The following is a 17,904-nucleotide window of genomic DNA, read 5'->3' on the forward strand; positions in this document are numbered from 1 at the left end:
TCTCTCGAGGGTGTGTGGTCGTCGCCGGGGCGCTCATCGACGCGCAGGCCGCCTGCGCAGCCACCGGCTGTGTTTTTTTCGGGCTGAATCCTACCACTGGAGGACGCTGCGGCGTAGCCGGCACAAGCACCGCGTTACGCCGCCCTCAGTTCCCCAGTGTAGGTCGTGATTCAACAACTGCCATCGAGAATTCGCGGTGAATGCGGCCGATGCCACGCATCCGTCCCCGGATCGGCGCGCCTCGGCACCCCGGCGCGCCTCAGAACCCCAACGCCACCGCAAGTCCGCCGGCCACCACGCCAAACCCGACGACGGCAACCGCCACGACCGTCAGGAGACGCGGCCGGAACGACCGCGCCAGCATGGCCAGCGACGGCACGCTGATAGGCGGCAGGGTCATCAGCAACGCGCCGGCCGGGCCCACGCCCATGCCGAGCGACAGCATGGCCTGGATGATCGGCACTTCACCCGCCGTGGGGATGACAAACAGCATGCCCGCCACCGCCAGCGCCACGATCCAGCCAATCTGGTTGCCGATCTCCGGACCGACGTGCGGGAAAATCCACGCACGCGCCGCGCCTAGCAACAGGATCAGCACGATGTATTCGGGAATCAGCCGTACCGCCATCCGGACGAACAGACTCAGCCAGCGGACGAAGCGATTGCCGCGTGCTTCGTCCTGCTGCGCGGCGAGCTGGCTCAACTGGGTGCTCGCCATCTCGGCCTCCTGCGGCGTGACCAGGCGGTTCACCAGATACCCGAGCCCAAACACCATCAGCACACCCAGCACGAGGCGCAATGCCGCCCAGTTCCAGCCGAGCACGAAGCCCATAAAGACGAGGGTTGCCGGATTGAGCACGGAATTGCCGAGCCAGAATGCGATGGCTCCGCCCGGCGACGCCTGGCGCTGCCGCAGACCGACCACCACCGGCGCCGCGCAGCAGGTGCACATCATGCCGGGGATGGCCAGCAGCCCGCCGGCCGCGACGCTGCCGAAGCTGGTCTTGCCGAGCACACGCGCGATCCATTGCACGGGCAGCAGCACCTGCACCGCGGAGCCGAGCAGCAGCCCCAATACCATCGCCTGCCAGATCGCCTTGCCGTAGGCCACCGCGTAACTCAAGGCGGCCGCGAGCGACGGCGCCGGCGGGCTGGCATCGGTGCCCATCAGGATCGACTTGCCGATCGAATGCGTCGAGGCAGCGGTGAAAGCGCGGTGATAGTACGGAAACCACTTCACGTAGAAAAGTCCGACCACGGCGAGCAGCAGGAAGATCAGCCATCCGGAAGCGGGAAAGGCCTGGGGTTGGGTTTGGCGTGTTGTATTCATCGTTCTATGGTTGGAATGGCCGCGCGGTCCGACGCGCCCTTTGTCAAATCCGTGTCGCGCACGAGCGTGCGCGGGTCCAGCGACGCCAGTTGGGCCAGCAATGCCTCGGCCTGGCCCACACTGTCGGCGGCGGTGGGTCTGAACTCGAAATGTAGCGCATCGGCAAGACGGCTGAAATGTTGCCGGCTGCTGCGCTGATACGCGGGGTCGTAATGCCGGTCGATCAACTGGGCGAACAGTTCACTGCGGGCGCCAGCATCGCCCCCGCCTGAATCGTCCCCGCCTGAATCGTCCCCGCCTGCACCGTCCCGACTGGCGGCGTCGATCAACGCATGCCAGTGCTTCACCTGCTCGCGGCTATGCAGGCCGATCAGGCGCTGGAGCTGATGCTTGAACCGCTCCGGATGGTCGAACAGATGCGCGTAGTCCTGCAGCAGAAACGCGACGCGCTCGTCGTGAGCCGTGTCCACTTCCACGCAGAGACCCTGATGAAAGCGTTCGAGCAACGCGTCGGGCAACGTGATCGAACCGATCCGGCGGCTCTCCGATTCGACGAATACCGGACGCCGTGCGTCGAAGCCTGACAGGACCTCGACGAGCGCGGTATCGAAGGCTTTCTGCGCCGGCTGCGCCTGATCCGGCAAGGCGCCGAGCAACGAGCCGCGATGCCGGGCCAGGGCTTCGAGGTCCAGCACCTGCGCGCCCGCCTGACGCAACGCCTGCAATAAACGCGTCTTGCCGCTACCCGTATGGCCGATCAGCGCGACATAGTCGAACTGTCCGGGCAGGCTCGCGAGGGTATCGAGCACCGAACGCCGGTACACCTTGTAGCCGCCGTCGAGTTGCCGCGCCTGCCAGCCGATCAGATTGAACCACGTCGTCATCGACCCCGAGCGCTTGCCGCCCCGCCAGCAATAGATCAGCGGGCGCCAGTTACGCGGCCGGTCGGCGAAGGTGGTTTCCAGATGCTGGGCGATATTGCGCGCCACCATTGCGGCGCCGACGCGCGTGGCCTCGAACGGCGAGACCTGCGCGTACATCGTGCCGACGATCACCCGCTCCTCGTTGCTCAGCACCGGCGCGTTAAGGGCACCGGGGATGTGGTCTTCGGCAAACTCGAGCGGCGTGCGTACATCCACGATTTCATCGAATCGTGATAGCTGGTCGAGGGGCACAAGCAGATTTTTCAATTGGACGACGCGTCGAGAATGCCGGGGCCGCGATGAAGCGGCCGGGTGTTGGATGGGGAATGCGCAATTATCGCATGCGGCCCCTGTGGCCCCCGTGGCCCATGTGCCTCATGCCGTGCTTCGACGTGCGCCGCCAGGGCCGCGCCCACGCGATAGCTGCCGCGCGGCTAAAATGCGTAGCCGGCGCGCGTCAGGCTTCGAGATCGCTTCTCCATGCATCGCGCCGCCTTGATGAACCTGCTGAACAATCCGGAGCGTGGTGTCGATGTCCGATTCGTCTTCCGATTCATGTTCCTCTGCCACGTCCGAGGGCGCATCCCAAAGCGGGTCGTTGATCGTGACGCTGGTCGCCGCGGCGTTCTTCATGGAGAACCTCGACGGCACGATCATCGCGACCGCGTTGCCGCAAATGGCCCGCTCGTTTCACATCCACCCCGTGGACCTGAGCATCGGCATCACCTCGTATCTGCTGACACTCGCGGTGTTCATTCCGATCAGCGGCTGGGTCGCGGACCGCTTCGGTGTGCGCACCGTGTTTACCGGCGCGCTTGCTGTCTTCACGGCGGCATCCGTGCTCTGCGGCATGACCAACGGGCTGGTGGAATTCACTGCCGCACGCGTGTTGCAAGGCCTCGGCGGCGCGATGATGGTGCCGGTGGGACGGCTCGCCGTGCTGCGCGTCACCTCCAAGGACAACCTGATGCGCGCGATCTCGGTCATCACCTGGCCCGGTCTCGTCGCGCCCGTCATCGGACCGCCGCTCGGCGGTTTGATCACCACCTATTCGTCGTGGCGCTGGATTTTCTACCTGAACCTGCCGCTCGGTCTGATCGGTATGGTGCTCGCCTGGCGCTTCATCAGCGCGGCCGGCGAGACCGAAAAGCGTCCGTTCGACGCGCTCGGCTTCGTGTTATGCGGAGTCGCCGGCACGGCGGTCATGTATGCGATGGAGTTGATCGGACGTGCCGGCGCGTCATGGGGCGCGGCCCTGGCCTTCCTCGCCGTGGGTCTGGCTGCCGGTGCGGCGGCATGCGTACATCTGCAGCGCGCGGCGCATCCGGTGATGGATCTGTCTGCGTTTCGCATCAAGACCTTTGCCGTGGCGACGGGTGGCGGCTCGCTGTTTCGCATTTCGATCAGCGCCGTACCGTTCCTCGTGCCATTGATGTTCCAGCTCGGCTTCGGCATGAACGCATTTCGTTCCGGCCTGCTGACGCTGGCGATCTTCGCGGGCAACCTCTCGATGAAGCTCGTCACCACGCCCACGATGAAACGCTTTGGCTTTCGCACGGTGCTGCTGGTGAACGGCACACTGGCTGCGCTTTCGCTCGGCGCGATCAGCCTGCTCACACCCACGACGCCTTATGTCTGGATTCTCGTCGTGCTGTTCGTGAGCGGACTGGCACGCTCGCTGCAGTTCACAGCCATCAACACACTCAGCTTCGCCGACGTGCCCAAGCCGCAGATGAGCGGGGCGTCCACCCTCTCGAGCACACTCGGTCAGATGACGATGGGCATGGGCGTGGCGGCCGGCGCGATCGCCTTGCGCGCGTCGGCGTGGTTGCACGGACATGCTGCGCAATCCGTCACGCCCGCGGACTTCAGCCTCGCCTTCGTGCTGGTGGCCGCATTGAGTGTGATTGCCATCGTCGACGTGTTCGGGCTCGATCCCCGCGCGGGTGCGCATGTCAGCGGACATCAACGGCGTGAAGCGTGAGGCCCACCTGCTTACGCTGACTTACACCCATCAGCCTGCTTCACTTCGATCATTGCGATGAACCCGGAACACCTCGAATTACTCGTCACGCGCGTGATGCCTTACGGCAAATATAAAGGCCGTCTGATTGCCGATTTGCCAGGCCACTATCTGAACTGGTTCGCGAGTCAGGGATTTCCACCCGGCGAAATCGGACGGCTATTGGCGTTAATGCACGAGATCGACCACAACGGACTTTCGTCATTAATAGAACCTCTGCGAAAACGCTGATGACAGCGTGGCGATGAAGCGCAGTTCAAGGCTCCAAGGCTTGACTGGCTTTCAGTCTGGCTAAACTCAGACAACAGCCGCATCACGAATGCAATACAAAGTGAAAGCAAGCGAGCGTGCTATTTTTTCTGTAAAAAACACTAACGTTTTTCTCCTTGACCCTCGTAGATGCATCGGCTTTAATCCAGCACGACCTGCCGAGATTTTTCACGCGTCTTCCTGCATGTCTCTATGCACAACCTCACCTTGATCAATCTGCTCGACTTCATTGGCCATGACGTGTCGCCTGTGAGCGCGGTCATTGCATTCTTCATGTTGGGCTACCTGCTGGTTGGCCTGCCGGTGCACTTCCGCCAGGGCGCGGCATCGCGCGATGTGTGGGGCACCGCTGCGGGTGTCACGATGGCCGCGCTATACGGCGCGTTCCTCGTCGGCGTGTATCCGCTCGTACATCACGGGCTCGTGCATCTGCCGCTCGCTATTGCAGGACATTGAGCCGTTGTTTTGAGCGCTTGCGAAAAGCGCCTGCGATAAGCGCCTGCTCTGAGTCCCTGCATTGCCCCTTGTTTGAGCCCCTCCTGCTTTGAGCCCTAGCTTTTTCGCCCGCTAATAAAGCACTTTTCCGCTCGTTTTGCCGGGCTGTTTTTCCTGATTGCTCTGCCCGTTCAGTACCTCGTTTGCTCGGTCCGTTCACGGTCGCGCGCAGCGCTTGCGGCTGCCCCAAAAGCCATCAGCCAGGCAGTGACCGATTCAATCCATATAATTGAGTCTTTGGATGCGCCCCGACGAGCAGGCGGGCGCCTCCCTCATTCGTGGTTAAGTCATTGGACAACGCTGGAGAGACGCATATGCAGGACATCATCGAGGGCTTTCTGAAGTTTCAGCGCGAGGTATTCCCCGCCCGTTCCGCGCTCTTCAAACGGCTCGCCACCAGCCAGAACCCAGGCGTGCTGTTCGTCACGTGTTCGGATAGCCGCGTGGTGCCCGAACTGCTCACGCAACGCGAACCGGGCGACATGTTTGTGATCCGCAACGCGGGCAACATCGTGCCGTCTTACGGACCCGAGCCAGGCGGCGTATCGGCCACGGTGGAATACGCGGTGGCCGTGCTGGGCGTGACGGACATCGTCATCTGCGGACACTCGGATTGCGGCGCGATGACGGCGATCTCGACCTGCATGTGTCTCGATCATCTGCCCGCCGTGGCGGCCTGGTTGCGTCACGCCGATGCGGCACGCGCCATCAATGCCGCGCGCGAATTTCCGACGCCGCATGCGCGGCTCAATTCGCTGGTACGCGAAAACGTCATCGCCCAACTTGCCAACATCCGGACGCATCCGTCCGTGGCCGTCGCGCTGGCCCAGGGACGACTGAATCTGCACGGCTGGGTCTACGACATCGAGAAAGGCGCCATCGACGCGCTCGACGGCAGCACGCATCCGCACCGCTTCGTCTCGCTCGCCGAGCATCCCGAAGCGTGTGCCGTGAATACGCAAGGCGTGCAGGCGGACTAACGCGCGGGCGGCGCTGTGTGCTGTATCGCGTGCGGTGAAAAGCGCGGCGAAATGCGCGGCGAGGTTAGCGAACAAATGCGCGGCGCCGTGCTCACGACACCGCGCGGTTGCACGCTCAACGCCAGGTGGCGGCGTCGTTCTGGTCGGCGTCGATGGCCTGAGCGAGCAGCGAGGGCACTTGCGCAAACACGCCCGTGAACGCCGCATCAATACCGTAATGCTCCACTAGCATGGCCGCCGGCTCCAGGTAGTCCACCTGCACCGCGCCCTCCGGCGCTTGCCAGACTACCAGCTTCAACGGCAATTCCAGCGCGGCGTGCGGATTCGCTTCCATCACCGGGGTGCCGCCTTTGGGGTTGCCGAACAGCAGCAGGCGCGTGGGACGCAAGCTGGTCGACGCCGCCACGGCTGCGGCAGCCTGATCGATGTCGGCGAAGATCGTCATGCCACGCGAAGTCAACGCCTGCTTCAGGCGGCTCAGTGTCGCCTCGAAGTCGAAGCCGCTCTTCATCGTGATCACGGAAGACGGCGCGCGTGCAGCGGAAGTCATGGGGGGCATCGTTTCAGGTCTCCTGACTGGCGAAAATCGAGGGGCGTTGCTTGGGTCCGATGTGCTGCCTTCAGTTCGTCCTTCTGCGTCTTTCTTCGTCCTTCTGCGTCTTTGATTACGCTCGCTACGCTGGTTTCGCGAAACGCGAAGGGCGTGGCGCGCTGCAAGTGCGCGCGGCGAGTCTACCCAGGCTATCCGGTAGGGTGAATCGAACAGCTAGCGGCGCCCCACTCCGACGGCACTCACGTCGCGCGCTTCCAGCTTACGCTCCCGTGGCCGCTATGCAACCTACCGTGCGATGCTGCCCGTCGTGGCCATCGAACTTCTCGCGCCACTTGACCGATGGTCCCATCATCCCACCGCCTTCGGCAACTGCCAGCCGCGTGTCACCGCGACCATGCGCAGCACGAAACACGCGAGTCCTCCGAGCATTGCGGCCCAGCCCGGCGGCACACCCGCACGGCGCGCCACGACCACCACCAACGCGCCGACGAAGGCCGCGCTCGCGTAGACGTCGGCGCGCAAAACCAGCGGCACGCGTGTCAGCAGGATGTCACGGATCACACCCCCACCCACACCGGTGATGGTGCCCATCAGCATCGCCACGAACGGCCGGATCTTGTAGAGCAGCGCCTTCTCGACACCGGCGACCGCAAACAGCGCGAGTCCTGCGGCATCGAGTACGGTCATCAGTCCGGGCGGAAACGACTGCACGAGCGCATGACACAGGAAGGCGAACAGGCCGGCCGCGAAGGTCAGCGCGGGATAGCGCCAGTCGCTGATCGCGCTGGGCGGCGTGGCGCCGATCAGCAGATCGCGGATCACGCCGCCGCCAAGCGCCGCCACGAACGCCACGACCATCACGCCCAACAGATCGAGGCCGCCGCGCATGGCGGTCACCGCGCCTTCGACCGCGAACACGAAGGTGCCGGCCAGATCGGCGACCCAGATCAGCGTTTCGATGCCCACCCGGGTTTTGCTGGTCGATAAGGTCTGCATCGCGCCGTTGCCCTTCCTTCAGTTGAGTGGTGGAAAAGGTATCGTGCGAACGGCCCGACGGGGAAATTTTTTACGCGCTCCTCAGGCGAAATCCTTAGGCGCGCTCGTTGGCCAGCTCCGGTCCCAGCGCATCGTAAAGCGGTTGCAGCAGCGGCGCCGCGGGACGCCAGCGCGCCAGCGAAGTGCGATAGATAGGTTGACGTACCTGCGAGGCACTCGCGGTGTTGACCTGCCGTTGGGTCTGATGAAACGCCAGACAGCGTGCGTCCCAGTCGAGCCCGCAATGGGCCAGCATGCGCCGCGCCGTGCCTTCGAGATCGTCGACCAGTTCCTCGTACTGCACTTCGAGCATCACGCCCGGCGGCAACGCCTGCCGCCAGTGCGCCATCAACGCATCGTAGGCGCGGTAATAGCGGCCGAGTTCAGCGAGATCGTAGCTGAACGGCACGTCGTGAAAGATGCGCGAGAAAATCGACAGACAGGTTTCCACCGCGCCGCGGCGGCTGTGGATGATGCGCGCGTTCGGCAACGCCAGATGGATCAGCCCAACGTTGATGAAGTTGAAGGGGTACTTGTCCGTAATGCGCTTGAAGGGGTCGTCCTCGCCTGCGTCGCGCAACGCGCGCAACTCAGGCAGTTCGTCGCGGATCCGGCGTTGATAATCGGCGCCGAGCGCCGTGAGTTGCGCCGCTGACGCTTGGCGAATCGCGTCCAGATGAAGCTTGTCGTCCTCGTCCGGTTTGCGCGCAAGCGCGCTGACCAGCGCCTTGCCGAAATCGGGACGCTCGCCCGCGCCATAAACCGCGGGATGGCTCGCGAGAATCTGCTCGATCAGCGTGGACCCGGAACGCGGCATGCCGACGATGAACACCGGCGCCTCGGATGGGTCGCCCAAACCGCCCTTCGCCCGCAGAACATCGGCGCTCAGCAACTGCGGCAACTGGCTGAAGAGACCGAGCGTCAACGCCTCGTTGTAGTCGACGTTACCGCGATACATCGCGTTCGCCTTCAGCAGATGATCGAACGACGCATCGTTCTGTTTCATCTCGCCCAATGCGTGGCCGAGCGCGAAATGCAATTGCGCGCGATTGTCCGGCGTGAGCGAATCGCCGCGCTGCAGGAGCGCCTGCATGGCGATGAAATACGGATCGTCGGGCGTCATGCGCTTCGACTGCACGTAGTTGCGGTAGTAGAGCCCGCTTTGCGGCGCGATGTCGATGGCGCGCCGATACGCTTCATGCGCCTCGTCGAAGCGCCCGAGCGCCTGCAGACAGTTCGCGAGATTGTTGTACGAACCGTCGATCAGCGTGCCGGTTTGCGCCGCCATCCGGTAGCTCTTCACGGCTTCCTCCAGACGATGCATCTGCTCGTACACCCAGCCCAGATTGTGATGGATGTCCGTGGTGCCCGGATCCAGCGCCAACGCATCCAGGTAGCGCTGCAGCGCTTCCGGATAACGCTCCAGTGCTACGTAAATGGAGCCGAGATTGTTGTGCACCGACGCATCGTTGGGTTGCCGCAAACGCGCCATTTCGAGCGCGTCGAGCGCACCCGGTAGATCGCCGCGCTGCATGCAGGCGTTGCCGCGGGCGATCAGATCGTCCGCGCTTTCCTGCTGTGTAGGGTGCGTCATGAGTAGTCGGGAATCGTGCCGAACTGCTGTGGGGAAAAGCGTGCGCCGCGCTTGCCGGATGGATCGAGTGCGAGCTTAGCAAAACTGCGACGAAACGGAATTTCCAAATTTCACCGAGTATTACCGGGGGATTACGCTTTGTAAGAGCCGGTGCGAAACGCTTGCGGCGAGCGAGTCTGGACGGCTGCACGTGCACCGCTGCGCGACGCGAAGTGGTCGAAACTGGCGGGGAGAAAGTGCTACGATAAATCGCGCATGACGACGGAGGCGGCCATGTCGAAGTCATTGAGTCCGGAAGCCATTGAGGCGCTGCGGCGCCTGAACGAGGTGGGCATCGGGCAAGTCACGCCCGCGCTTGCGCCGGGCGTGGCCGGCGAGTTGCTCGGCATGGGACTGGTCGTCGAAAGCGCCGGTGGCGAGGTGGAGATCACCTGCGCGGGTCGCCAATACCTGTCCGGCGATTGCGACTGACGCGGGAGACGCAGATGGAGCCTAAAGGCATCGACATGGGCGACTATCAGGAGCCCTACGGCGACTATGAGATCGAGGTCGCGGTCGAGCAGGTGCTCACCGGCGTCAAGGCGCATTTCCGGATCTTGCGCGCTGGCGCAGTGGTCGCCGACTGGCATCTGGTGCACATCACCCGGCTCTGGCCCACCGAGCACGCGGCGGCCGAGGCAGGCTTTCAGGCGGCACGCGAGATGATCGACAGCGGCAATTTCCGCAGTTAGGTACGCTCGCACTCCGCGTGTCTCGTGTCCAATTTACGCGGACGAACGCCGAATCTGCGCAAGATGGGCGCGCCAAATACAAACGCCGGATGATCCGGGCATTAGCCCACATCATCCGGCGTGTCAGGATGCCGCCCGGGCGTTCGTCATGAACGCCCGGCGCTACCCGGTATTACTGGTACTGGTTGTTCGTTTGCTGACGAGCGCCCGACTGGGTCGACGCAGCCTTCACACCGCCGTAGGCGTTGTTGTCGGCGTTAGCGCGTTCAGCGGCAACGGTTTGCTCGCTTTGGCCTTGTTGCGAAGCCGGAGCGCCAACCGACGGACGGTAGAACGGTGCCGGGCCGTAGCCGCTAGCAAAAGCGGGAGCGGCGAGCGTAGCGGAAGCAGCAACCAGAACGGCGGCGATGAGCTTGGTCTTCATGAGATGACTCCAATAATGTTTCGGATTTCGGTTCAGGAAGGCGTCGCGACAGGGGCCAAGTGGTTGCCTGCAACACCGATGGAATAAGTGTATTCCCTTACTATCAAATATTTGTACCGATAATCCGAAATTACTATTCTTGAGACTGAAATAATCCCGCTAGCCCTTTTCTGGCATGCCAAACAATGGGGTCGGAAGGTCTCGTCGCCGGACCCGTCTTATCTTCCTTCTGGCCCTTCATATCTTGTTAATGTTGGCTGAGCGAGCGGCTCGCCACACGCCGTGCTTCGCGCCGGCACCACTCCACGCGTGAACCGATAGCTGGACTTCGCGCGTGACGCTCCCAAGGTGGAGGCGCGCGCTTGCTGTAAAATCGCGGTTTGATTCATGTTGCCGGCCGTCGCCATGTCCCTCGCTCTTCCTGCTAACCCCCGCCGCATTTCGGTCGCTCCGATGATGGACTGGACCGATCGCCACTGCCGCTCGCTGCATCGCATGCTGTCGCGCCATACGTGGCTCTACACCGAGATGGTGACGACGGGCGCGCTGCTGCATGGCGACGTTGCGCGTCATCTTGCCTTCACGCCCAGCGAAGCGCCCGTCGCGCTGCAACTCGGCGGCAGCGAGCCCGACGACCTCGCCCGCTCGGCAAAGCTCGGCGAGCAATGGGGTTATGACGAGATCAATCTGAATTGCGGCTGCCCGTCCGAGCGCGTGCAACGCGGTGCCTTCGGCGCCTGTCTGATGAACGAGCCGCAACTCGTCGCGGACGGCGTGAAGGCCATGCGTGACGCGGTTTCGATACCCGTGACGGTGAAGCACCGCATTGGTGTCGATGCGGTGGAGGAATACAGCTACGTGCGCGATTTCGTCGGCACGATCGCGGAGGCGGGTTGCGAAGTGTTCATCGTGCACGCGCGCAATGCGATTCTGAAAGGCCTCAGCCCGAAGGAAAACCGCGAGATTCCGCCGCTCAAATACGACTACGCCTATCAGTTGAAGCGGGATTTTCCGCAGCTGGAAATCATCATCAACGGTGGCATCAAGACGCTCGACGAAGTGGAACTGCATCTGCAGCACGTGGACGGTGTGATGCTGGGGCGTGAGGCGTATCACAACCCGTTCGTGCTCGCGGAGGTGGACAGCCGTTTCTACGGCGCCACTGCCGCACCGCGCACGCGTGAAGAAGTCGAAGCCGAGCTGATCGAATACTGCGCGAGCGAACTGGCGCGCGGCACCTTTCTGGGTGCGATTACGCGTCACGCGCTGGGACTTTATCGCGGCGTCGCGGGCGCGCGTGGATGGCGACGCGTCCTTTCGGACAACAAGAAACTGGCCGCGCGCGACCTGGCCATTTTCGACGAAGCGAGACAGCATCTGCGTGAGCCCGCCGAAATGTTTGAATAAAGGGCTAGGCAAACGCAGATCGTGTTTGTATAATCTCGCTTCTTGATCGGCAAGCCATTTCTCGGCAAGCCAAACAGATGTCCCAGTGGTGGCTGTAGCTCAGTTGGTAGAGTCCAGGATTGTGATTCCTGTCGTCGTGGGTTCGAGTCCCATCAGCCACCCCATCTCCCCTTCAGTCGTTCCGCAGCATCTCCTGTCATATTCTTGTCCACGACAAAATCCCTCGCTTACTCCAGGCCCTACCAGTTCCGTCCACGAATAAACTGCGCGACGCGTTGTGCCACGATCTTGTAGCCCTCGGCCGTCAGATGCTCTTCGTCGACGCGTAGCGAGGTCGGCACGATGTCAGCGGCGCGGTCCAGTTGATCGGTCGCGGTGTCGTTGGAACGAGTCACGAGTTCGCTCCGCACGTCGATGAAGTTATTCGGAAAGCGGGCCGCGAGCTGACGGTTGAGGCCAATCACCGTGTCGTATTTTTCGGTGCCACTCCCCTCGCCCTCCCCATTCAAAATGGACAGGATGATGAAGCGTCCGTGCGCCACTCGCGCCGCCATTTGCTCGATGTTGCTGACGGTCGCACTGGTCTCGCCACTCTCCACATCCTTGCGCCCCGCCCAGATCACGTTGACGTCTTTGGTGTAGTCGTCAACGAGGAACGGGCTGTCCGGCGGCACATGTGCCGGCGCGCCTTGTGCATCGCGAACGAAGACCTGATGGTAGTCGGGCGTGGACGCGAGCTTGCCGGGCATGCCATCCAGCGTGCCGTGGACACCCGCAATGCCCGCACCTGGAATCGACACACCGTTGGTGATGGTGACCGGGATCGGCCCGGCAGCCGGCACCTGATCGCCGACCACCGACACATGCGCCTGCAGCGCGCCCTGACGCGCCGCAATCGCATCGGAGGTCTGGTCCGCGACGCCGAAATTGCGTACCAGACGTCCATCGAGCAGCACGGACAATTGATACGGCCAGCTGCCGTGTGCGCCGCCACTGTCGGCCGTGCCGTAGGTGAGGGAGTCGCCCCAGGCGTCGATGGGAAGATTGGCCGCGGCGTTTTGCGCGAGTGCATTCGAAACGGGCACCAGCATGGCGAGCGTCAGGACGAGACAGCACGTGCGTCTTGCGCTCATTGCGCTACCTCGACCCATTGATGCCGCGTGTCGCTGCAACCTCGACGTTTGTGCCGCTCGACGCGTTGCGGGCGAGCGATCCACCGCAACGCATGCTGGTTCACACAGCAAGGGTGTAGTCCACATAGATCGAGGCGGTGACCAACACGATTGAAATAATCAGGAATGCAACGTAATGAAACTTCGCGCCGCTGTGAATGGCGTCGGCCTGTGCGTGCCGCTCGTAAGCACATTCGCCGCGAAGTGTCGGCACGAGGATGGAACGAAGCTACGGCATCTTCTGGAGGTGTCATAGGCCGACGGCCATCGCGCTATCCATGCGGATGACTCGCGCCATTCGGACCTGCCGGCACGCGAAGTCGTTGCGCTGCGTCGCCAATGCCGCGCTCGCCCCTGACGCGGCCCGGTCTTCGTCATCACGGCTATCCCGCCTCATCCACCCTCCTGACCATCAGCGAACGCGCGACCAGGCCACGCATTGCAGGCAGAAGAGGATTATTTTCAAATTCCGGCGGCGGCTCTGTGGGCTAACCAACGATGGGCGGCGGTTTGCGCGCCGCTCCTGTCCGTCACGGTGCATGAGAGCGGGGCACGCGGCAGGCCCTATGCGTTGCGAACGCCAAGGGGGAGACGCCATGCTGCGCGATCTCCCCCTTATGCCTATCCAGCGTGTGACATCAAACGGCGACGCTTCCTCGCCTAGTTGTGATGCTCCTCATGACCGCCGCCTCCGCCACCGCCATGCCCACCCTGCGGCGGGCCACCGTGACCACCTTGAGGCGGCCCACCATGACCACCCTGCGGCGGACCACCGTGACCACCTTGTGGCGGACCACCATGACCACCCTGCGGCGGTCCACCATGTCCGGGCGGCGGCCCCCCGTGCTGCGCAGGCGGAGGACCACCATGTCCCGGTGGCGGACCACCGTGCCCCGGCGGCGGACCGCCATGTCCCGGGGGAGGACCGCCATGTCCAGGCGGCGGACCTCCATGTCCAGGCGGCGGACCGCCATGCCCCGGTGGCGGACCTCCATGCCCCGGTGGCGGACCACCATGCCCCGGTGGCGGACCACCATGCCCCGGCGGCGGACCAGGCGGCGGATGGTGCGCCCAATGCGCCTGATTGCCATACCAGGGGCGTCCGCGGTAATAGCTGCCCCAGTACGCGCCAATCGAGAACGTCACGACGGGCAAGCCGATGGCCGTGCCATATGTCAGCAGAGGGACGTTGTTACCCTGATAGGGATAGTTCAGATAGCCGGCATAGACCCAGCCGCGTTGATCCTGCAAAGCCACGTCACACCACGTGTACCCCGCCACGCAGCCAAACACTGCAACCGGCGCGCCGCCTGGCAACTGCGAAACCACCGGGTAATCCTGCGCGGGCCCCGCGTATAGATTCACTGGGCTATTGGTGTACGCCTGGGATTGCGCCGACGCCAGGCCAGGCAGCATCAACAGCCCGACAGCGCCAGCCAGCAATCCGCTGACTACTTTTTTTTGCATTTTTCCTCCAGTGTGGTCGAGCCTTCTTCATGTTCTGTGCTGCACGGGAGTCACTAGTAGCGGCGGACTCCTGCTGACCCTCAGCAAAATATGTTCCTGACGCAGGAAAGCACGACAAACGCGCTTTCCCCACAGGGAAAAGGCCAAAACAAGCGCCGGCATTTGATCAGCAATCCTGTGCATTCAGCATGCAGCCCACGGCGTCGATATTTCGTTTGCATCCAGACCACTTCAGCACGCATCAGGAACGACGCACCGGGTTCACGAGGTTAGGCGCAGTAAGGCATGTAAGCGGATTTGAAATCCAATTCGAAGCTCGAACCTCTACACTAGCGACTCCTCTTCCCCTGAGAGGAAAGCGCTAAACACTCGTCGCCCACCTCCCCAGGTGGGCTTTTTTTTGCCGACGCGTCAGCTTCTCCGCGTCCAACCAGCTGATGGTCGCGCAACCAGACAGGAACCCCCTTCCCGCTGGCAAACCGCCGACTGTCCTACAATAGCGGGCTACACGATACGGCAAGAGGAAGCAACAATGCGGTTCCGGATTCAGACCATTGCGCTCGCGCTGAGCGCAGCATGTTTCACGCTGCACGCCAACGCAGAAATGACAGCGGCCCAATACAAGCAATGGGCGCACGTGGACAACAACTCGGTCTATGCGGCCTACATTACCGGCGCGCTCAACGAACTCGGCTGGGCCAACGGTGACCTGATCTCGAAGAAGCGCGCTCCGCTATTCTGCCCGCCCGAACAGTTGCCGATCGGTCCACAAACCGTGTACCCCCTGCTCGACGAGTTTTTCACCAACCACCCGGGTCTGTCGGATGATTTTCCGGTGGGTCTTGCCATCCTGCGTTCGATGCAGGCTGCGTTCCCCTGTCCGAAGTCCAAATAGGCGGCTTTCTTCAGGTGGCAACTTGAGTGGGCCGGCGCCGGCGGTGCAACAGCGGCGCAGACAAATTGCAACGCGCAGCGAATTTCCTGCTTGCGATCGGGTCTACGAGGGAATGAGGCGTGGTCCGGACGGACCCGGTACGGATAGGGAGGCTTGCATGAGACGCATCGAATCCGCAGCGCCGGCAACAGCCTGGGTGCTGGCTGCCGTGATCGCATCAGCCGTGTTCGCCACCGTCGGTGGCACTGCCCACGCGCAGACGCCGCCTGGCGACGCAGGCGCTTCGATGGTGAAGCCGCCCGCGGCCTCCGGCACGGCCAATCCCGCTAATCCGGATCACATGCCGGTCAAGAAGCCGCCCAAGCCGACCAACGACAAGATGACCCACACGCCGCCCGCGAGCGCCGCCAACGCAAAGTAATGCGTGGCGCGCGGGCGGTGGGTCGTGCTTCGGCGTGCTTCGCGGTGGGTGGCGTGTGTTGCGTGTGAGGAAGGCCTCCTCACAGCCGCGCGATGGATACCTCCGTGGACTTCACCAGCGCGACGACTTCCGCGCCGACCTTGAGTTCGAGTTCGTCGACCGAGCGGGTCGTGATGACCGAGGTGACAATGCCGAACGGTGTATCGACATCGACTTCGGAAACGACCGGTCCGCGGATGATTTCCTTGACCTTGCCTTTGAATTGATTACGGACGTTGATTGCGGAAATGCTCATATCGAGTGACTCCAGTGGATCGATAAAGTAATGCTCAAGCAGGAAATGTCATACGGTCATACAGCCCAGCGGACTTCGGTGGGCCGCACGTGGGGCTCATCGTGATAGTGCGCGCCTGGGCGATACGCCAGCGCGTCGTCATTCGGCGCGGTTTTGAGCACGCGTTGCAGCACATGGTCTTCGAGCGCGGCGAATCCCGCTGACGCGCGGGCACGTGGCCGCTCCAGCGCCACCGGCTGGTCCAGCGCGATGCGCCCTTCTTCGATCAGCAGAATGCGGTCACCGAGCGCGACGGCTTCGTGCACGTCGTGCGTCACCAGCAGCGCCGTGAAACGATGCTCACGCCACAGCCGCTCGATCAGCGCATGCATTTCGATGCGGGTGAGCGCATCGAGCGCGCCAAGCGGTTCGTCGAGCAGCAGCAATTGCGGACGATGCACCAGCGCCCGGGCCAGCGCCACCCGTTGCCGCTGACCGCCGGACAATTGCGCCGGCCAGTCGTTGGCCCGTTCGAGCAGCCCCACTTCAGCGAGCACGGCGCGGGCATCCTCGCGCGCGCCGCGTCCGAGGCCGAGCATCACGTTTTGCAGGACACTCTTCCACGGCAGCAGCCGGGCGTCCTGAAACATGATGCGGGTGTCCAGTGCGCGGCCATCCTGCGCACGCTTTTCCAGCACACCGGCCGTGGGTGCTTCCAGTCCCGCCACGAGGCGCAGCAAGGTGGATTTGCCGCAACCGCTGCGTCCGACGATCGCAACGAAACTGCCACGCTCGATGGACAGATCGAAGTCCTTCAGCACCGAACGCTCGCCATACTGCTTGCCCACGCCGCGCAGTTCGACCGCGTGATCGCTGCTACCACTGCGGGCGCTATCCCGGCTGTCGCCGCCAGCGCCGCCGTCACGCGTCACACTGCGCGCCAGTGCTGCGCCATCCAGCGCCTCCGCCTCGGCGGCTGCCACGACTTCGTGATCCGTGGTGCGTGCCTGCGCCAGTTCGGCCTCCAGATCGCCGCCCGCAATACCGCCGAAGCTGCTCGAGAATGCCGTCGCGTTCATGCTTTCGCTCCTCGTTGATAAGCCGGATGCCAGCGCAGCGTCACGCGCTCGAGGCCCTTCGCCAGCATGTCGGCGAGCTTGCCGAGACCTGCGTACAGCAGAATGCCCACCACCACGACATCGGTTTGCAGGAACTCACGCGCGTTCATCGTCATGTAGCCAATGCCCGATTGCGCGGAAATGGTTTCCGCCACGATCAACGTGACCCACATCAGCCCGAACGCGAAGCGCACGCCCACCAGAATGGAGGGCAGCGCGCCCGGCAAAATGACATCCCAGTACAGACGGAAGCCGCGCACGCCGTAACTGCGCGCCATTTCCACGAGATTCGCATCCACGGAACGAATGCCGTGAAAGGTGTTGACGTAGATCGGGAAGAACACGCCGAGCGCGACCAGAAACACCTTCGCTTCTTCCTCGATACCGAACCACAGGATGACGAGCGGGATCATCGCCAGCGCGGGAATGTTGCGGACCATCTGGATGGTCGAGTCGAGCACGACCTCGGCCGGTTTGAAGAGACCCGTGGCGAGACCCAGCGCCAGGCCGATACTGCCGCCCACCGCGAAACCGGAAACCGCGCGCCACGTGCTTACCTTGACGTCGGCCCACATCTCGCCTGACTGGATCAGCGACCACGCCGCCTTCACGACGGCGAGCGGCTCGGGCAAGACGCGCGTCGAGAGGATGCCGCTGCGCGCGGCCACTTCCCACGCGAGCAGAATCACCAGCGGCGCAATCCACGGCGCCAGACGGCTGCTCCAGCGTCGCACTCCATTTGCAGATCCCAATGCTCGGGCCATCTTCGCTTACTCCAGGTAATGCACGTAT

Annotated in this window: 20 protein-coding genes and 1 tRNA gene; 10 read left to right on the plus strand and 11 right to left on the minus strand. The window is 63.2% G+C overall.

The window, feature by feature from the left end; genetic code table 11:
* Positions 1-259: 259 nt before the first annotated feature.
* A complete protein-coding gene (locus tag D0B32_RS10000; RefSeq protein ID WP_117333794.1) occupies positions 260-1,330 on the minus strand; it encodes a permease in 1,071 nt (356 codons plus the stop codon).
* Entirely contained in the window at positions 1,327-2,520 is a 1,194-nt protein-coding gene (gene mnmH / locus D0B32_RS10005; protein WP_117333795.1) for a tRNA 2-selenouridine(34) synthase MnmH, read from the minus strand. The genes D0B32_RS10000 and mnmH overlap by 4 nt, the downstream gene beginning before the upstream one ends.
* Before the next feature lie 265 nt (positions 2,521-2,785).
* Here mnmH and D0B32_RS10010 point away from each other — a divergent pair, with 265 nt between their 5' ends.
* From D0B32_RS10010 to D0B32_RS10025, 4 genes are all read left to right on the plus strand, one after another.
* On the plus strand, positions 2,786-4,237 hold the full coding sequence (locus tag D0B32_RS10010) for an MFS transporter (RefSeq protein WP_117333796.1): 1,452 nt from the start codon (positions 2,786-2,788) through the stop codon (positions 4,235-4,237).
* 57 nt (positions 4,238-4,294) lie between these two features.
* The gene (locus tag D0B32_RS10015) at positions 4,295-4,507 is read left to right on the plus strand and encodes a DUF3820 family protein (RefSeq protein WP_006048800.1); all 213 of its coding nucleotides are present in this window, start codon (positions 4,295-4,297) and stop codon (positions 4,505-4,507) included.
* A 231-nt stretch (positions 4,508-4,738) separates the two neighbouring features.
* Positions 4,739-5,002 (plus strand): hypothetical protein, encoded by a 264-nt coding sequence (locus tag D0B32_RS10020; protein ID WP_117333797.1) that lies wholly within the window; start codon positions 4,739-4,741, stop codon positions 5,000-5,002.
* 353 nt (positions 5,003-5,355) lie between these two features.
* Positions 5,356-6,021: a carbonic anhydrase gene (locus D0B32_RS10025; protein ID WP_117333798.1), complete on the plus strand. Its 666-nt coding sequence runs from the start codon at positions 5,356-5,358 to the stop codon at positions 6,019-6,021.
* 115 nt (positions 6,022-6,136) lie between these two features.
* Here the strand turns inward: D0B32_RS10025 and D0B32_RS10030 are convergent, their stop codons facing one another.
* From D0B32_RS10030 to D0B32_RS10040, 3 genes are all read right to left on the minus strand, one after another.
* Positions 6,137-6,571, minus strand: coding sequence for a DUF302 domain-containing protein (locus D0B32_RS10030; protein WP_181969771.1), 435 nt, complete (start codon positions 6,569-6,571; stop codon positions 6,137-6,139).
* Positions 6,572-6,922: 351 nt separating this feature from the next.
* On the minus strand, positions 6,923-7,570 hold the full coding sequence (locus tag D0B32_RS10035) for a trimeric intracellular cation channel family protein (protein WP_117333800.1): 648 nt from the start codon (positions 7,568-7,570) through the stop codon (positions 6,923-6,925).
* Positions 7,571-7,664: 94 nt separating this feature from the next.
* Entirely contained in the window at positions 7,665-9,203 is a 1,539-nt protein-coding gene (locus D0B32_RS10040; protein WP_117333801.1) for a sulfotransferase, read from the minus strand.
* Between the two features lie 273 nt (positions 9,204-9,476).
* Between D0B32_RS10040 and D0B32_RS10045 the strand changes: the two genes are divergently transcribed.
* Together D0B32_RS10045 and D0B32_RS10050 are read left to right on the plus strand one after the other, a co-directional pair.
* Positions 9,477-9,674: a hypothetical protein gene (locus tag D0B32_RS10045; protein ID WP_117333802.1), complete on the plus strand. Its 198-nt coding sequence runs from the start codon at positions 9,477-9,479 to the stop codon at positions 9,672-9,674.
* Positions 9,675-9,688: 14 nt separating this feature from the next.
* A complete protein-coding gene (locus D0B32_RS10050; RefSeq protein WP_117333803.1) occupies positions 9,689-9,934 on the plus strand; it encodes a DUF6566 family protein in 246 nt (81 codons plus the stop codon).
* A 172-nt stretch (positions 9,935-10,106) separates the two neighbouring features.
* On the opposite strand, the gene D0B32_RS10055 is transcribed toward D0B32_RS10050, so the two are convergent.
* Positions 10,107-10,358 (minus strand): hypothetical protein, encoded by a 252-nt coding sequence (locus tag D0B32_RS10055; protein ID WP_117333804.1) that lies wholly within the window; start codon positions 10,356-10,358, stop codon positions 10,107-10,109.
* A gap of 405 nt (positions 10,359-10,763) precedes the next feature.
* Here D0B32_RS10055 and dusA point away from each other — a divergent pair, with 405 nt between their 5' ends.
* Entirely contained in the window at positions 10,764-11,765 is a 1,002-nt protein-coding gene (gene dusA, locus D0B32_RS10060; protein ID WP_117334160.1) for a tRNA dihydrouridine(20/20a) synthase DusA, read from the plus strand.
* 88 nt (positions 11,766-11,853) lie between these two features.
* Positions 11,854-11,929, plus strand: a tRNA-His gene (locus D0B32_RS10065).
* Between the two features lie 75 nt (positions 11,930-12,004).
* On the opposite strand, the gene D0B32_RS10070 is transcribed toward D0B32_RS10065, so the two are convergent.
* Together D0B32_RS10070 and D0B32_RS10075 are read right to left on the minus strand one after the other, a co-directional pair.
* Positions 12,005-12,898, minus strand: a complete 894-nt coding sequence (locus tag D0B32_RS10070) for a hypothetical protein (protein WP_117333805.1) — start codon at positions 12,896-12,898, stop codon at positions 12,005-12,007.
* Positions 12,899-13,597: 699 nt separating this feature from the next.
* On the minus strand, positions 13,598-14,404 hold the full coding sequence (locus tag D0B32_RS10075; protein ID WP_117333806.1) for an SH3 domain-containing protein: 807 nt from the start codon (positions 14,402-14,404) through the stop codon (positions 13,598-13,600).
* Between the two features lie 532 nt (positions 14,405-14,936).
* Here D0B32_RS10075 and D0B32_RS10080 point away from each other — a divergent pair.
* On the plus strand, positions 14,937-15,299 hold the full coding sequence (locus D0B32_RS10080) for a hypothetical protein (protein WP_117333807.1): 363 nt from the start codon (positions 14,937-14,939) through the stop codon (positions 15,297-15,299).
* A 157-nt stretch (positions 15,300-15,456) separates the two neighbouring features.
* Entirely contained in the window at positions 15,457-15,720 is a 264-nt protein-coding gene (locus D0B32_RS10085) for a hypothetical protein (protein WP_117333808.1), read from the plus strand.
* A 79-nt stretch (positions 15,721-15,799) separates the two neighbouring features.
* Here the strand turns inward: D0B32_RS10085 and D0B32_RS10090 are convergent, their stop codons facing one another.
* The 3 genes from D0B32_RS10090 to ssuC are packed head-to-tail and all read right to left on the minus strand — an operon-like array spanning position 15,800 to position 17,876.
* Positions 15,800-16,015, minus strand: coding sequence for a molybdopterin-binding protein (locus D0B32_RS10090; protein ID WP_117333809.1), 216 nt, complete (start codon positions 16,013-16,015; stop codon positions 15,800-15,802).
* A gap of 56 nt (positions 16,016-16,071) precedes the next feature.
* Positions 16,072-17,073, minus strand: coding sequence for an ATP-binding cassette domain-containing protein (locus D0B32_RS10095; protein WP_117333810.1), 1,002 nt, complete (start codon positions 17,071-17,073; stop codon positions 16,072-16,074).
* Positions 17,070-17,876 carry an aliphatic sulfonate ABC transporter permease SsuC gene (gene ssuC, locus D0B32_RS10100; protein ID WP_117333811.1) on the minus strand — a complete coding sequence of 269 codons (807 nt, stop codon included), beginning with the start codon at positions 17,874-17,876 and terminating at the stop codon, positions 17,070-17,072. The genes D0B32_RS10095 and ssuC overlap by 4 nt, the downstream gene beginning before the upstream one ends.
* Between the last annotated feature and the right edge of the window lie 28 nt (positions 17,877-17,904).

The sequence above is a fragment of the Paraburkholderia sp. DHOC27 genome (genome assembly GCF_003429005.1).
Classification (GTDB): Bacteria; Pseudomonadota; Gammaproteobacteria; order Burkholderiales; family Burkholderiaceae; genus Paraburkholderia.

What these genes read in the sequence shown, in the direction of transcription:
- D0B32_RS10020 (WP_117333797.1), top strand. Translation starts at nt 4,739, where the DNA reads ATGCACAACCTCACCTTGATCAATCTGCTCGACTTCATTGGCCATGAC.
- D0B32_RS10050 (WP_117333803.1), top strand. Translation starts at nt 9,689, where the DNA reads ATGGAGCCTAAAGGCATCGACATGGGCGACTATCAGGAGCCCTACGGC.
- D0B32_RS10030 (WP_181969771.1), bottom strand. Translation starts at nt 6,571, where the DNA reads ATGACTTCCGCTGCACGCGCGCCGTCTTCCGTGATCACGATGAAGAGC.
- D0B32_RS10095 (WP_117333810.1), bottom strand. Translation starts at nt 17,073, where the DNA reads ATGAACGCGACGGCATTCTCGAGCAGCTTCGGCGGTATTGCGGGCGGC.
- dusA (WP_117334160.1), top strand. Translation starts at nt 10,764, where the DNA reads ATGTCCCTCGCTCTTCCTGCTAACCCCCGCCGCATTTCGGTCGCTCCG.
- D0B32_RS10090 (WP_117333809.1), bottom strand. Translation starts at nt 16,015, where the DNA reads ATGAGCATTTCCGCAATCAACGTCCGTAATCAATTCAAAGGCAAGGTC.
- D0B32_RS10045 (WP_117333802.1), top strand. Translation starts at nt 9,477, where the DNA reads ATGTCGAAGTCATTGAGTCCGGAAGCCATTGAGGCGCTGCGGCGCCTG.
- D0B32_RS10010 (WP_117333796.1), top strand. Translation starts at nt 2,786, where the DNA reads ATGTCCGATTCGTCTTCCGATTCATGTTCCTCTGCCACGTCCGAGGGC.
- D0B32_RS10075 (WP_117333806.1), bottom strand. Translation starts at nt 14,404, where the DNA reads ATGCAAAAAAAAGTAGTCAGCGGATTGCTGGCTGGCGCTGTCGGGCTG.
- D0B32_RS10025 (WP_117333798.1), top strand. Translation starts at nt 5,356, where the DNA reads ATGCAGGACATCATCGAGGGCTTTCTGAAGTTTCAGCGCGAGGTATTC.
- D0B32_RS10035 (WP_117333800.1), bottom strand. Translation starts at nt 7,570, where the DNA reads ATGCAGACCTTATCGACCAGCAAAACCCGGGTGGGCATCGAAACGCTG.
- D0B32_RS10080 (WP_117333807.1), top strand. Translation starts at nt 14,937, where the DNA reads ATGCGGTTCCGGATTCAGACCATTGCGCTCGCGCTGAGCGCAGCATGT.
- D0B32_RS10055 (WP_117333804.1), bottom strand. Translation starts at nt 10,358, where the DNA reads ATGAAGACCAAGCTCATCGCCGCCGTTCTGGTTGCTGCTTCCGCTACG.
- D0B32_RS10040 (WP_117333801.1), bottom strand. Translation starts at nt 9,203, where the DNA reads ATGACGCACCCTACACAGCAGGAAAGCGCGGACGATCTGATCGCCCGC.
- D0B32_RS10015 (WP_006048800.1), top strand. Translation starts at nt 4,295, where the DNA reads ATGAACCCGGAACACCTCGAATTACTCGTCACGCGCGTGATGCCTTAC.
- D0B32_RS10070 (WP_117333805.1), bottom strand. Translation starts at nt 12,898, where the DNA reads ATGAGCGCAAGACGCACGTGCTGTCTCGTCCTGACGCTCGCCATGCTG.
- ssuC (WP_117333811.1), bottom strand. Translation starts at nt 17,876, where the DNA reads ATGGCCCGAGCATTGGGATCTGCAAATGGAGTGCGACGCTGGAGCAGC.
- D0B32_RS10085 (WP_117333808.1), top strand. Translation starts at nt 15,457, where the DNA reads ATGAGACGCATCGAATCCGCAGCGCCGGCAACAGCCTGGGTGCTGGCT.
- D0B32_RS10000 (WP_117333794.1), bottom strand. Translation starts at nt 1,330, where the DNA reads ATGAATACAACACGCCAAACCCAACCCCAGGCCTTTCCCGCTTCCGGA.